This window comes from Rosistilla carotiformis, from assembly GCF_007753095.1.
Taxonomy (GTDB): Bacteria; Planctomycetota; Planctomycetia; order Pirellulales; family Pirellulaceae; genus Rosistilla; species Rosistilla carotiformis.
Genome location: NZ_CP036348.1, coordinates 5,197,931 through 5,212,105 on the forward strand (window position 1 = coordinate 5,197,931; position 14,175 = coordinate 5,212,105).

General features: G+C 57.6%; 11 protein-coding genes. 10 read left to right on the plus strand and 1 reads right to left on the minus strand.

Annotated elements, in window-relative coordinates; genetic code table 11:
- The first annotated feature begins 143 nt into the window (after positions 1-143).
- Positions 144-833, plus strand: coding sequence for an AP2 domain-containing protein (locus Poly24_RS18790; RefSeq protein ID WP_145103149.1), 690 nt, complete (start codon positions 144-146; stop codon positions 831-833).
- A gap of 72 nt (positions 834-905) precedes the next feature.
- Positions 906-1,541, plus strand: a complete 636-nt coding sequence (locus Poly24_RS18795; RefSeq protein ID WP_145099006.1) for an SOS response-associated peptidase — start codon at positions 906-908, stop codon at positions 1,539-1,541.
- A 10-nt stretch (positions 1,542-1,551) separates the two neighbouring features.
- Here the strand turns inward: Poly24_RS18795 and Poly24_RS18800 are convergent, their stop codons facing one another.
- Positions 1,552-1,989, minus strand: a complete 438-nt coding sequence (locus Poly24_RS18800; RefSeq protein WP_145099009.1) for a hypothetical protein — start codon at positions 1,987-1,989, stop codon at positions 1,552-1,554.
- Between the two features lie 189 nt (positions 1,990-2,178).
- Between Poly24_RS18800 and Poly24_RS18805 the strand changes: the two genes are divergently transcribed.
- The 8 genes from Poly24_RS18805 (at position 2,179) to Poly24_RS18840 (ending at position 14,076) form a co-directional block, all read left to right on the plus strand.
- Positions 2,179-3,420, plus strand: a complete 1,242-nt coding sequence (locus tag Poly24_RS18805) for an outer membrane protein assembly factor BamB family protein (protein WP_145099012.1) — start codon at positions 2,179-2,181, stop codon at positions 3,418-3,420.
- 813 nt (positions 3,421-4,233) lie between these two features.
- Positions 4,234-5,919, plus strand: a complete 1,686-nt coding sequence (locus Poly24_RS18810; protein ID WP_145099015.1) for an AMP-binding protein — start codon at positions 4,234-4,236, stop codon at positions 5,917-5,919.
- Entirely contained in the window at positions 5,916-7,199 is a 1,284-nt protein-coding gene (locus Poly24_RS18815; protein ID WP_145099018.1) for a thiolase family protein, read from the plus strand. Before Poly24_RS18810 ends, Poly24_RS18815 begins: the two co-directional genes overlap by 4 nt.
- A 70-nt stretch (positions 7,200-7,269) precedes the next feature.
- Positions 7,270-9,555 (plus strand): 3-hydroxyacyl-CoA dehydrogenase NAD-binding domain-containing protein, encoded by a 2,286-nt coding sequence (locus tag Poly24_RS18820; protein ID WP_145099021.1) that lies wholly within the window; start codon positions 7,270-7,272, stop codon positions 9,553-9,555.
- Between the two features lie 94 nt (positions 9,556-9,649).
- Positions 9,650-11,746 carry an acyl-CoA dehydrogenase family protein gene (locus Poly24_RS18825; RefSeq protein ID WP_145099024.1) on the plus strand — a complete coding sequence of 699 codons (2,097 nt, stop codon included), beginning with the start codon at positions 9,650-9,652 and terminating at the stop codon, positions 11,744-11,746.
- 195 nt (positions 11,747-11,941) lie between these two features.
- Positions 11,942-12,835 (plus strand): patatin-like phospholipase family protein, encoded by an 894-nt coding sequence (locus tag Poly24_RS18830; RefSeq protein ID WP_145099027.1) that lies wholly within the window; start codon positions 11,942-11,944, stop codon positions 12,833-12,835.
- Positions 12,836-12,960: 125 nt separating this feature from the next.
- The gene (trmB, locus tag Poly24_RS18835; protein WP_145099030.1) at positions 12,961-13,608 is read left to right on the plus strand and encodes a tRNA (guanosine(46)-N7)-methyltransferase TrmB; all 648 of its coding nucleotides are present in this window, start codon (positions 12,961-12,963) and stop codon (positions 13,606-13,608) included.
- 135 nt (positions 13,609-13,743) lie between these two features.
- Positions 13,744-14,076 carry a HesB/IscA family protein gene (locus tag Poly24_RS18840; protein WP_145099033.1) on the plus strand — a complete coding sequence of 111 codons (333 nt, stop codon included), beginning with the start codon at positions 13,744-13,746 and terminating at the stop codon, positions 14,074-14,076.
- The last annotated feature ends 99 nt before the right edge of the window (positions 14,077-14,175 follow it).

Below are 14,175 nucleotides of genomic sequence, written 5' to 3' on the forward strand. Positions count from 1 at the left end.
GCGTTGGCGTTGCGACGAGTTAGCAGAGGTTCAAAAAATATCAGGAACCGACACCGGGCAAGCCCGTCCAATAGTAGTGGAACCCGAAATGTCGACTCAACTTTTTCAGAAACCAATGGGATCGTAATACCGTGAAAAAACGAATGAACCTCACGCGCATGGATCACGAGGGCTGCCGTGGATGGTGGGTCCGAATCCAGCGTGGCGACCAATCGGTCAGCAAATTGTTCTCCGACGGCATTTATGGAAGCACTCGAAAAGCTGAAATTGCCGCAACAAAATTTCGCGATGAAAAGCTGAAAGAGTTGCCAGCCCGCGTTTTCAAGGGCAGCAAAGGCCCACGCCTGAACGCGGCCGGTTATTATCTGCGAACCCGCGTGCGTCGCGGCAAAGACGAACAAGCATGGGTCGCGATCTGGACCGAAGACGGCCGACAGTTGGAAAAATCGTTCAGCATCAACCAACACGGTAACGCAGCCGCCAAGAAATTGGCCAAAGCCTATCGCCAAGAGATGGTCGAGAAATTGATCAGCGGTGGCGGCGAACCTGCGGCGCCAAAGAAGGCCCCTGTCAAGAAGAAGACCACGGTCAAAAAAGCGGCAGCCAAGAAGTCGGTGAAGAAGGCTCCCGCCAAAAAATCGACCAAGAAGGCGCCTGTCAAAAAGAAGGCAGCCGTTAGGAAAGCGGCCGTAAAAAAGGCGCCGGTCAAAAAGGCGGCCTTGAAAAAGAAGACCGCTAAAAAGGCGCCTGTTAAAAAGGTCGCTAAGAAAGCGGCCGTCAAGAAGGTTGCCAAGAAGGCAGCGGTTAAAAAGAAGGCGACCAAGCGTCGCTAGGAATTCAATCGACCCGGCAGACGCTGCAGTCGCCTTCGGGGCGGCGTAGCGACAACTCGGATCCATGCCAAGATGTGTCACCGATTTCATCTTAAGACCGGTGCTCAAGCGATTGCCGATCTCGTCAATGCGACAAACCACTGCGACGCGGGAACCTTTCAACAGGACCTCTTCCCGCTCGCATCGGTTCCGGTGATCCGTCGGGACGAACAACAGCGTTTGGAATTGGCTCCGTGCAATTGGAGCCTGTTGCCTCGAACGTGGAAGCCTTCGGCTAAATATCCAACGTGGAAATCGTTCGTCCGCAAGTATCCCACCTTCAACGCCCGCTGCGAATCGATCGACGACAAGCTTTCGTTTCGTCAATCGTTCGTCGATCGGCGGGCGATGATCCCCGCCACCGCGTTTTTCGAACACGGTTTCTTTTTCGGGCTTCAAGACGTCGAAACCTTCTGGTTCGCGGGGCTCTGGGATCGCTGTGTCATCGGCGACGAAACGATCGATTCCTGCACGATCGTCACGACCCAGGCGAACAAGCTGGTCGGACGCCACCATCCGCGAAATCGGATGCCGGTGATCCTTGCCAACGAAGAAGCGAAAACGCGGTGGATGAACCCTGAGATTTCACGACGCGGCGAATTGCAAAGTCTCTTCCGTCCGCTGGCTGACGATCTGATGACCCACTGGCCCGCCGATGCGCCCGAATAACGCTGTCGCATCAACGCTCGATTCGGCGGCGAATTGCATCGGCGATCAGAAAAATCCCACCGATCAACGCCCCTGTCAAATAACCTAAGGGCACTCCCCAGAAGATCCCCGCAATCATCAGGACGCCCCAGCTGGCAGCGTCGGCAAAACCTACCGTCACCAGAACAAAGGCAACGCTGGCCAGAATCGATGCAGCCCGCGGCGAGGCGCCGCTGAAGAGCAAGGCTTGCGCTGCGCCAACCAACGTCACGAAGCCTCCCGCCCACAACAACATCCCATCGGGCGCCCCACACGCGCGGATTATCGCGAACATCAGCGCATAAGAGGTGGTGACCGTCAGCATCGTGGCCAAATCAAACCGCCGCGGCGCACCATAAACAGTCCGCTCCGCCAAGACCGGCTGCTCGGCAAGCTCAGCCATGATTGGATCTTCATCGGATTCAGACATCACTGGCCTCACGCTTCAAATCGCCGCTTCGCTCCCGAGCGGACTTCCGGTTCATCCCCCACACGCCCTGCAGATGCCAAGTATCATAGCGTTTCAAACAAAGCGTAACGGTGCCGGCAACAGTCGATTCACGATGGAATTCGGTCACCACTGCGAAACAAGTCGATATCCGAATAGGGGAGACCTTTGATGCGATGCTGCCTTCTTCTGCTGCTGGTCGCGTTCCATGCGTCTAGCGCGATGGCTGCCGATTGGCTCGCTTGGCGAGGCCCGACGGCTGACAACCATGCTCGACAAGGGGAGTCGGTCCCAACCTCTTGGAGCGAAACCGAAAACGTGCTTTGGAAGACTCCGGTTCCAGGGCGCGGCCACGCCTCGCCGATCCTTGTCGGGGAACGCATCTATTTGGCGACCGCCGATCAAACCAAAGGCGTCCAAGCGGTTGTCGCTTTCAATCGCCAAACGGGAGCCAAAGAGGGTGTGATCGTTGTGCACCAAGGTGGTGTGGACGCCAAGATTCACAACAAAAACACCTACGCCAGTCCAACGATCGCCAGCGATGGAAAGCAATTGTATACGGTCTTTGTGAATAACAAAGCGGTTTGGGCTTCAGCGATTTCGTTGAACGGAAAGATCTTGTGGCAGCAGCGCGTTGGCAGCTTTGATCCTAAAAAATACCAGTTTGGATACGGCGCCTCGCCGGTGATCTATCGAGACATGTTGATCGTCGCCAACGAATACGACGGACCCGACAGTGGTCTCTACGCGTTGGACACCAAGACAGGAAAGCCACGCTGGAAATCACCCCGGCCGCAACAGATCAGTTTCTCATCGCCAATCGTCGCCGAGATCGCTGGCCGAGACCAGTTGTTGATCAGCGGGTTTCGCCAGATCGCATCGATTGATCCGGCCACCGGTCGTTCATTGTGGGAAGCGGCGGGGACCACCGATGCCACGTGCGGAACGATGGTCTGGGATGGCGACCTGGTCTTCGCCAGCGGCGGCTACCCCGACTCGGGCACCTTCGCCGTTCGGGGCGATGGTTCGGGAGAGGTCCTCTGGCAGAACGGTGTCAAGTGTTATGAGCAATCGATGCTAGTCGTCGATGGTTTTCTATACGGCGTTGCCGATTCGGGCGTCGCCTACTGTTGGCGTGCCGCCGATGGAGAAGAGATGTGGAAGCACCGGTTGAAAGGTCCCGTAAGTGCTTCGCCCGTTGCCGTCGGGGACACAATCTTGGCGAGCAACGAATTGGGAACAACGTTTGTCTTCAAAGCCAATCCGGAACGGTTTGAATTGATAGCCGAGAATCAATTTGGCGACGCATCGTTCGCTTCGCCAGTTGTCGTCGACAACCGTCTCTATCTACGGCACGCTCGCGGCGCCGGGGCCGACCGCCAAGAGTTCCTAATTTGCATCGGGCAACGCTAACGATGCGGGACGATCGTGTTCGCGATCTCACATTTCGTCGTCCCGCAACGAGGGACGACGCCCATCCAAACCGCGGGGCGATTCGCTACGCCCGTGTCGGGAATGGTCACAGCAACGGCCATTCCCAATACGCATCCAATTGAGTGCGGCGGGGACCAAGTGTCTCAGACCGTCGTATCGACGATTGCGCTGTGATGTCTAAACGTCTCGCCTAGCAATTCGCCGCGTGAAAGCCGCAAAACACGTCTTCCCCACCCACACTCCGAACCAACAACGTTGACTTGCGCAACACAAGACCTACGATTAAGGCATCGAATCCAACACACGGTGTTTTCCGCAGCCGCCAATTGATTCTTTAAATTATTGCTTCTTTATATTTGCTGCAGAACTCGCGAGCGTGTTGGGCCGATTGCTGGGCCTTGAATCGATCCACGCTTGACGTAGGCACTTTCCAGTGCGATGAGTGCCGCTCAGGACAGGTCGATCCCTCGTCCGCCTCTATTTTTTACGGTCATTATACCGTGTCGGCATTTATTCAATGTTATGCCGATACAACGATGGATTGCACAAGTGCCGAGTGGCGTCGTGAGACGCAAATTCCAGGTTGGCCCGCGGAGTCCGATGCGGTGCATTCACCGCAGACTGCCCCTCTCGATCGGCAGTCGACGTTGATTTCGCACGCTGACCTGGAGCGCTCGGCCCGCATTCCGAGCCGCCGTGCTCACCAACAACACAACGGGAACCGCGATCCGACAACCGGATGGCGACGGGCCAAGGAGGGAGACAAGCTTCTTCATTGTGTTGAGGTGCACCATGGCTACGGTCTCTTCAAATCTGCAACATGTCGACGCGGCAACGCTGCCGTCACAGTTCACGCTCCCACCGCGGAAGCTTCAGTACCCAAACTTCCCGGCGTGGGGATTGTTGCATCGGGCGGCAGGATTGATGCCCGAACACGATGCGTGCATTTACTACGAAACGCGATGGCAATACCGCCAACTCAATCGCGATGCGATGCGGTTAGCAGCGGTCTTGCAGGACTGGGGCGTTCGCCCTGGCGATCGCGTTGGGGTGCTGCTTCCCAACGTTCCCGAATACATCATCGCCGTCAACGGCATCTGGCGTGTCGGAGGCATCGCGGTGGCCATCAGCCCGTTGATGGTTGCCGAAGAGGTCGATGAATTATTGGGCCAAACCGATTGCCAAATCGTGATCGGTTTCGACATGCTCTCCCACACACTTTGCGGGCCGCACCGACCACGCAAGACGTTGCTGGTCTCGGTGCGTCCGCAACTCGGACCGTTGGAACAGCTCGGCTATCTCTACATGCGGCACCGCCAGACGGGTCAATGGTTGATGCCGGGCAACGATACTGCCGTTTGGTTTTGGGATGAACTGAATCGTGCCGAACCCTTGTTCGAAACGGCTCATTGCGATCCGGCGACTGACGCTGCGTACATCCTGCCCACCGGCGGTACCACCGGACAGCCCAAAGCGGTAACGCTCAGCCATCGCAATCTCGTTGCCAACGCCTGGCAGCAATACTACTGGGCTGGCGCTCAGATCGGTCGCGAACGGTTGACCGGCGTGCTGCCTTTCTTTCACAGCTACGGCCTATCGACGACCGTCCTGGGTGGGGCAGCCCTGGTCGCGACGATCATCCTGCATCCCCGGTTCAGCACGCACCACGCGATCGACCTGATGTCGCGTCATCGCCCCACGGTCTTCCATGCAGTCCCGGCGATGTTGGCCGCGATGAATGAACAGCTGCGGAAGCGACCGGTACGACTCGATTCCATCAAGTGGGTGATCTCCGGCGGCGCACCACTCCCCGTCGATGTGGCCACTGAATTCGCCGAGCACACCGGCGCATTGGTCGTCGAGGGCTATGGCTTAAGCGAAGCGTCGCCGGTCACTCACGTCGGTCCCTTAAACGCCGATGCACGACATGGAACGATCGGTTTGCCGCTGCCCGATACCGACGCACGCATCGTGGACCAAGAGACGGGCAAGATCGATCTGCCGCAAGGGGAAGTCGGCGAATTGTTGGTGCGTGGCCCTCAAGTGATGCTTGGCTACTGGAATGATCCGGTCGAAACCAATCACGCGATTCGTGGCGGGTGGCTGCATACCGGCGACCTCGCACGTCTGCGTGCCGACGGACTGTACGAAATCCACGCACGAAAGAAGGACCTGATCATCACGTCGGGATTCAACGTCTTTCCCCGCGAAGTGGAACGCAAACTGCGAAGCTTCCCCGGTGTGGTGGATGCGGCCGTTGTCGGAGTTCCCGACGAACAACGCGGCGAAATCGTGAAGGCCTTTCTCGTCATGGAGAAGGGAGCCCCTTGGGATGTCGCGGCGTTGGAGGCGTACTGCCACGAGCACCTGTCGGCTCATAAGCGGCCGCGAATTTTTGAACGTTGTCAACGCGATCTGCCCCGGAACTTCCTTGGCAAAGTCTTGCGTCGGCACTTGCGTGAAGGAGAGCCCCGATGATTGAGACACTCAAACCCATTGCGATCCTATCGGGTCAGCGGACACCTTTTGCGAAAGCCTACGGCACGATGAACGATGTCTCGGCGGCGGCGTTGGGCACCGCCGCGGTGACCGCTGCGTTAACCAAAGCCAACTTGCAACCTGAACAGGTAGAGGAGCTTGTGTTCGGAAACGTGGCGGGTCCCGCGGATTCCGCGAACATCGCGCGAGTGATCGCGTTGCAATCAGGAATCCCACACGATCGAATCGCGCACACCGTCAATCGCAACTGTGGATCGGGAATGGAATCGATCGTGTCGGGCTGGCAGATCCTACGCGAAGGGAGATCGCGCGTCGTGGTCGCGGGGGGCACCGAATCGATGTCGGGCATTCCTTTGATGGTTCGCCCCTCCGCCGCCAAGCTGCTGATGCAACTGAATCGCAGCAAGCGGATCGGAGCCAAGCTGGCGTTGTTGGCGAAATTGCGTCCGAAGCACTTCAAGCCGGTCGCTGGCGTGATGTTGGGCCTGACCGATCCGGTCAGCGGGCTGAACATGGGAGAGACCGCCGAAGTGCTGGCAAAAGAGTTTGCGATCAGTCGCGACGACCAGGACCGCTTTGCGTTGCAAAGTCACCAAAAAGCGGTGGCCGCGCGTGAGCAATGCTTTCTGTCGGGTGAGATCACCCCAATCGAAACCGCCGGCCGTACGATCGAAAAAGACGACGGCCCACGAGCGAACCAATCGATCGACCAGCTGCGCAAATTGAAACCGATCTTCGACCGGGAAGGGACCGTCACCGCGGGCAACAGCTGTCCGTTGACCGATGGTGCCGCGGCGGTGGTGTTGGTCGATGCGGACGATCCGTTGGCATCCGCCCAACAGCCGCTTGGTCGAATCACCGCCTACGCGATTGCGGGTTGCGATCCACGACGGATGGGGCTGGGCCCCGTCTATGCGACGGCAAAACTGCTTCGACAAACCGGACTGACGCTGGCCGATTTTGATCTCTACGAAATCAACGAAGCATTTGCGGCGCAGGTCTTGGCTTGCTTGGCCGCAATGGAATCGACAGCCTTCGCCCGACAGGAACTGGGATTGAGCGCCGCGATGGGAGCGCTGCCGATCGACCGCTTGAACGTCCACGGCGGCGCGATCGCCTTGGGACATCCGGTGGGAACCACGGGCACCCGTATCGTAATCACGCTGCTGCGGGCACTCCGTCAACGCGGCCTACAGCGTGGCTTGGCAACGCTGTGCATCGGCGGAGGACAAGGATTCGCGATGGTCGTGGAAACTTGAAAATCGATAGCCGGGCGATGCGACGGAAGGTCGCGACCTGGATGAAAACGAGTGGATAGCTCGAGAGAGAGTGAACGCCGCGCCCGGTCGCTACGACGGTCGCCAAATCATGGGAGAAGAACAAATGAACGGCAACGACTACAAACATTTTCGTGTCTATCGCGACGATCGCGATGTGGTGACGGTATGGATCCAACACGCGAGTCGATCGGTCAATGTTTTCGACGATGAAGTGATTGCCGAGCTATGGCAGATCGTCAGCGATTTAGAAGACGATCGGTTGGCCAAACTGGTGGTGATCCGTAGCGCTCACGAAAGCGGATTCATGGCGGGGGCCGATGTCACCAAAATCGCGCAATTGACCGCGGTCGAAGTCGATGAAGCGTTGGCAACCGGGCAAGCGTTGTTCACCCGAATCTCGAACCTCGAAATCCCAACGCTGGCGGTGATCGCCGGTCCATGTCTGGGCGGAGGACTGGAGCTCGCACTCGCTTGCCGGTACCGAATCGCTCAAGACAGCAGCACCACGCGACTCGGGTTGCCCGAAATTCAACTGGGCGTGATCCCTGGTTGGGGCGGCACCCAACGCCTGCCGCAACGCGTGGGACTGAGCCAAGCGTTGCCCATGATCTTGCAGGGCAAAAAGTTGAATGCCAACAAAGCGTTCGAGATCGGATTGGTCGACCGCGTGGCGAATGAAGCGAACTGGAAATCGGCGGTGGATCAGTTTGTTCACGATTTACTGAAACGCCCGCGACTTCCCAACCATCAGGTCCCTAGCCGCATCGGATCCTGGTTTTTCGATCACACGGCAATCGGACGCCGGATCGTGCTGCATATGGCGCGGAATCACACGGCCCGACAAAGCGCTCACTATCCAGCGATCCCTGCCGCGATCCGCGCCGTCGAAGCGGGCACAAAGCGTAAAAAAGATGGCTTCGCAGCCGAGCGATTTGAATTCAGCCGACTGATCGAAACGCCCGCCTGCCGCAATATGTTGGAGCTGTTTTTCCGACGCGAACGCGCTCGCACCGTATCCACTTGGCAGGCGTCCCCCCAATCGGATGCCGCGCATGATTCCGACGCCGATCACACGACGATCCACAAAATTGGAATCGTCGGCGCCGGGGTGATGGGAGCGGGGATCGCCCAGTTGGCGGCGCTGAAAAAGTTTCATGTCGTCATCAAAGAGATCAGTGAAGAACTGGCCTCGGCAGGTATGAAGCGTATTGAAGATCAGCTGACGCAATCAGCCCGCAGTGGACGGCTACCCGAAGCAGATGCACAAGCGGCGATGGGACGGATTTCGGCGACGTGCGACTGGGCCCCGTTGGAGAGTGTCGATCTGGTCATCGAAGCGGTTGTCGAACGCGATGACGTCAAGGCAAAGGTCTTTCGTGAACTCAGTCGAGTCGTTAACCCGCATGGTGTGTTGACGTCCAACACATCGTCGCTTTCGATCGCGCATATGGCCGACGCTTCCGACCGTCCCCAACAGGTCGGCGGCCTTCACTTTTTCAACCCAGTTCATCGAATGGAACTTGTCGAAGTCGTGCGGGCTTCAACGACCAGCGAGACCGTGGTTGATGAACTGGTCCAATTCGTTCGCGCTCTTGGCAAGACACCGATCGTTACCACCGACACTCCCGGATTTCTGGTGAATCGTGTTTTGTTCCCCTACATCGGGGAAGCGATTCAAATGATCTGCGACGGCGTCGAAACCGAAGTGATCGATCGCGAAGCGCGTCGATTTGGGATGCCGATGGGCCCGCTGGAACTGTTAGATCAAGTCGGGTTGGACGTTGCCTATCATGTTTCGGGATCGCTTGATTCAGTGCTTCGCGACAATGAACGCGTCGTCAAATTGCTAGGCGAGATGGTGACCCGTGGTTGGATCGGCCGCAAAAGTGGTTTGGGTTTCTATCGATACGATGGCAAACATCGCGGTCCCGCGACACCGATGAAGCCGCTGCTGTCGGGCGTTTCCGCACCTCTGGTTCCTCATTTGGATATGGCCAGCGACGGACTGACCGATTCCCAGCGTCGCTTGATCTATCCACTGATTAATGAATCGATCCAGTGCTTGCAACAACGTGTCGTCGCCGAGGCCTGGATGGTTGATTTGGGAATGGTGCTAGGAACCGGATTCGCTCCGTTTCGCGGCGGCCCGTTGAGCTTTGGGGAACATATCGGATGGAAACATGTTGCCCGCAACATGAAGGCCTTGGAGGTGATGTATGGCATTCGATTTGAACCGGCGACGCGTTTAGAAGAGCTGGCGAGGACCGGAGGCACGCTGTTTGTCGCCAACGAAGACCGTTCGGGCTTTGGGACCCAACGGCTCACACGCCACTAGGTTCCCGTGCACCGCGGGGCGCGCTCGTGATGCAAAAACGTGGCATCGTCGAGAGCGCCCGTCCCCTGATGCGAACTACTTGGAGGATTGATCGATGAGCCTTGATATCCATAACAAATGTTACGACGAGATCGTAGAAGCAGCCGAGCGCGAGGAAAAGTTGTCGCAGCTTGCCGACGAAGTTCGCGCCGACCGCGACACGACCGACCGCTCGACCGCTCCGGCTGCCGATGGGATACGACAGGAAAACGGCAAGGTCGCTCGTCCAACGGCGGGAACTTCGTTCGCCGAAACCGCATTGCGTTTGGGGGGCAAGAGTGACGATGAAGCGAGGCGCACCGGCGTGCTCGACACCGCGGACGATCAGGTGGAAGCCCTTTTTGCGCCGCAGTACCAAACGGCCAATAGCCCGATCCATCGAAGCGTTTGGGAACGTCGTGTTCAGATCGAAATGTTCGCATTACCCCAAAGCGAGGTCCCTAAACAAGCGAGGCAGATCATGGACCGCTGCCTGAACGTGGTGCGTACCGCGATCGAAGATGGGACGATCTACAACGACCAAAACAAACTGTCCGACACGTTGCTGCAGCAGCTTGGTCAGGCTGGATATTGGGGCATGTTGGTCGATGCGGAGTATGGGGGCAGCGGTTTAAGGTTCCAACACTTCGCCAAATTTATAACGGAGATGGCAACAATCGAACCAACGGTTGCCGGCTTGGCGTCGGTCCACGGTTGTATCGGCGCCGTCGATCCTCTGCGGACCTTTGGCAACCGGGAACAGAAGGAACGCTTCTTGCCGGGGCTGGCCGATGGTTCGCGGTTGTCCGCCTTTGCCTTGACCGAACCAGGTGCCGGCAGCGACCTAACGGCACTACGGACGACGGCGGTGCTGGATGGAGATGACTATGTGGTTAACGGCGAGAAGCTGTTCATCACCAATGCAGTCCCAGGACGAACCATCGGCCTGGTATGCAAGATCGACGATCAACCGGCAGTGTTGATCGCCGAACTGCCGACTCAGGAAGACGAACACTTCCAAATGAAGCGTTACGGTCTCTATGCGCTTCGCCGAGCGCATAACAACGGTCTGGTCTTCCGCAACTTCCGTGTACCGGCGGAAAATTTGCTGCGTCCACTCACTGGCGACGGACTCACGATCGCTTACCACGGGCTCAACCTGGGGCGAGTTTCTCTGTGCGCCAATGCAGCGGGGACGATGCGTTCGATGTTGGCTAGCATGTTGCCATGGGCAGCGTACCGCCGCACCTACGGGCAATCGATCGATCGCCGGGAATTGGTGCAACGTCGCATCGGCCACATGGCTGGGTTGATCGTAGGCTGCGACGCCTTGACCCATTGGTGTGGTGGTTTGATCGACATGGGATATCGTGGCGAGATGGAATGTACCATCGCCAAGATCTTCGGCAGCGAAGCGCTCAAAGAAGCGGCGATCGAACTGTACATGAAAACGCACGGCGGTCGTTCATTCCTGCACGGACACACCTTTGGCGACAACGTCCACGAATTTCTCGCCCCCTGCATTTATGAAGGGGAAGGGGAGATGTTAGGGATGGCCTTTTTCAAATCGCTGGTCAAACAGCATGGCAAAGATTTCTTCGAACCGATCGGCCGTGCCGTGCAAGCGGCGGGAATTCAAAAACCCAACCCCGCCAATCCGCTGCATGCTTGGCATTTGAAAGGACCGCTGACACATTACGCTCGCTGGTATATGGGACAACGTTGGGCCGGGCGAAGTTTGGATTCGCTGGACTCCATGCCCTCGGTGCTTCGCAGCCATGCCCATTTTGCACAGAAATACCTTGCCGATGCCGGGTTCGAAATTTCGGGAACGATGCGCCGGTTCCAGTTACAGTTAGCCGACCGGCAGTGCGCCATGGCCGCCGTGTCGCAACGACTCCAGGACGCCGTGGTGATCCTGTGCACCAGCCTCTACGGATCCCAGCATTCCGACCCGATCACCCAGTCGGCATCCGATGTGGTTTGCTGGCATTTGCGCCATCGTCTACGCGGATCACGGCCCACTTCGGCCGACTTCCGCCGCGTCACTGAACTGGGTGAATCGATCGCCGACGAGGGCTGGTCGGAAATTGCTAGTATCCCAGGCGATCCGATTTTAATGCGGTACTACGCTGCAGTTGACCGAGCCTCCGCGCTCGACGGCCCGACTTGAAAAAAACCTGCATCCCGACGCGTTTCGCGTCGTTTCGACAGCACGTGCCGTCGTACCCACGGCTCTGTTTGCTATCAATCTGTTGCCGTCACGACCGGTTGGTTCGTGAAAATCCGGAAGGCGATCAACGCCACATACCGAAATGGATAAGGGGGCTTGCCTGTTCAGAGTTATCAATTTCGACGAGGAAAGACCATGCAGTTACGAAAGCGATCGGCCGTTCTGGCACTGGGTGGCGGAGGTGCACGGGGTTTGGCACACATCGGTGCGATCGAAGTTCTGCGGTCGATGGAGTTGCGGATCGAACGCTATGTTGGCGTCAGCATCGGATCATTGGTCGGCGCACTGTGTGCGATTGAACCGGACAGCGAACGGTTGCACGCCAACGTCAACCAGTACCTGCACAGCGAAGGCTTTCTAAGAATGCAGGACAAATTGTTTGCGGTCGCTCCCAAGTCCGAAGCAAGTTCCAACTCGGGCGTCTTCGCTTGGTATGAGACGATCAAACAGTTTGTCGGCACGCGACGAAAGTTGATCCACATCCTCAGCCGTCCGTCGCTGTTGGCGCGCGACGTGATGCAACACGTGGTCGAAGGCCTGCTGCCGGACATCAACATCGAAGACCTTGATCGTCCGCTGCACATCGTCACCGTCGATCTGCGCACTGGCAGCCCGGTCGTCTTGGATCGCGGTCCGCTTCGCGAAGCGGTGATCGCGTCGACGGCGATTCCTGGGATTTTCCCCCCCGTTCCCTGGGACGACATGTTGCTGTGCGACATCGGCGTGCTTGATCCGGTTCCGTCGCGAGTTGCCCAGCGGATGGCCAGCGACTTGACGATCGCTGTCGATGTCTGTTCGACGATCAAGCATAAACCGAAGGTTAAAAACGCCTTTGAAACGTTCATTCGCATGAATGAAATCGCCCAAGGGCTGATGCGGCAGACCGCCCACGAATCGGCCGACATCATGATCCGGCCCGATGTGGCGCGGGTTCCGTGGTTCGATTTCACCGATTCGGAACTATTGATCGGCGAAGGCCGGAAGGCGGCTCGGGCGATGATGCAGACGCTGTGGAAAGCCGCCGCGTAGCTCGCGGAGCTCGAATCCGCGGGGGCGAAGAAAATTGAGCCGCCTTGCTGGATGCGGCGAATCGGCGAACAATGGACGGCCAAACTGAGACCGTTCCCATCGCATTGCATTCAGGAAATCTGCCGGTGCCCCGTCAACAGCTTCGCACGCCCAGTACTTCTATCGATCTGTCGCAGCACTTTCGGATGGTCGATGCGTTGCCGCAGCAGGTCTCCAGCCAAACGCTGTTCCAGAACGATGCGGGGCTGCAGATCGAAGTGGGATCGGGCAAAGGGCTGTTCCTATTAACGGCCTCAGGCGAACAACCCGACCAAAATTTCTTGGGCATCGAGATCGCCCACAAATACGCCAAGCATGCCGCGACGAAGCTAAAGAATGCCGGCCGCACCAACGCGATCATGGCCTCGGGAGACGCCCTTCCGATCTTCGAGAAACAGATCGCCGACGAATCCTTGGCCGCCGTGCACGTCTATTTCCCCGATCCTTGGTGGAAGAAAAAGCATAAAAAGCGTCGGGTCTTGAACGAGGCGTTCCTCCGCAGCGCTAGCCGCACATTGGCTCCCGGGGGACGATTTTACTTCTGGACCGACGTCTTGGATTATTTCGAATCGACGCTGGAACTGATGGCGATGGTGGTTCCCGAACTGGGGCCGCCGCTGCCAGATGTCGCTTCGGAAGCGGAACACGACCTGGATTACCGCACGCATTTCGAACGTCGCAGCCGAAAGAATGAAATCCCGGTCTATCGGGTCCATTTTGACAAACCGTCGTAACCGACCGCCCCTTTTGCCGGCGAAAGCATGCAAAAATCAGTCCGTTTCGACTTGCCGCATTGCTTGCCAGCGGAATACAATGCATTCGCCTGAGAAAATTAGAACAACACTTCCATTTCCAAATAGAGGTTCTTGATGCCTATTCAATTATCTGAACGAGCTGCGGAGGAAGTAAAACGCTTTCGTACAGAGCACAACTTTGAAGACGCAATGTTTCTGCGAATCGGTGTTGCCGGCGGCGGATGCAGCGGCTTTAACTATACGCTGAACTTTGACGACAACTTCGACGCCAAGGCCGATTCGAAGTACGAATCGCACGGTGTTGCCGTGGTTGTCGACAAGAAGAGCGCTTTGTACCTGGACGGAACCACCGTCGATTGGTTCGAGAGCCTGGAGAAGCAAGGTTTTACTTTCGAGAACCCCAACGCGACCAAATCTTGCGGTTGCGGCAGCTCTTTCCAAGCCTAGTTCGGCCTGCCACCGCCGCGTTTGCAAACGACCGCCAGCGGCGGGTGGCTGTCCAGATCTGATTTCAAAGTTTATGATCCGCGTCCTGCATCGGTTGAT

Bases quoted from the DNA above. Each gene is read 5' to 3' on its own strand.
- Poly24_RS18790 (WP_145103149.1), top strand. From the start codon at position 144: ATGAACCTCACGCGCATGGATCACGAGGGCTGCCGTGGATGGTGGGTC.
- Poly24_RS18795 (WP_145099006.1), top strand. From the start codon at position 906: ATGTGTCACCGATTTCATCTTAAGACCGGTGCTCAAGCGATTGCCGAT.
- Poly24_RS18800 (WP_145099009.1), bottom strand. From the start codon at position 1,989: ATGTCTGAATCCGATGAAGATCCAATCATGGCTGAGCTTGCCGAGCAG.
- Poly24_RS18805 (WP_145099012.1), top strand. From the start codon at position 2,179: ATGCGATGCTGCCTTCTTCTGCTGCTGGTCGCGTTCCATGCGTCTAGC.
- Poly24_RS18810 (WP_145099015.1), top strand. From the start codon at position 4,234: ATGGCTACGGTCTCTTCAAATCTGCAACATGTCGACGCGGCAACGCTG.
- Poly24_RS18815 (WP_145099018.1), top strand. From the start codon at position 5,916: ATGATTGAGACACTCAAACCCATTGCGATCCTATCGGGTCAGCGGACA.
- Poly24_RS18825 (WP_145099024.1), top strand. From the start codon at position 9,650: ATGAGCCTTGATATCCATAACAAATGTTACGACGAGATCGTAGAAGCA.
- Poly24_RS18830 (WP_145099027.1), top strand. From the start codon at position 11,942: ATGCAGTTACGAAAGCGATCGGCCGTTCTGGCACTGGGTGGCGGAGGT.
- Poly24_RS18840 (WP_145099033.1), top strand. From the start codon at position 13,744: ATGCCTATTCAATTATCTGAACGAGCTGCGGAGGAAGTAAAACGCTTT.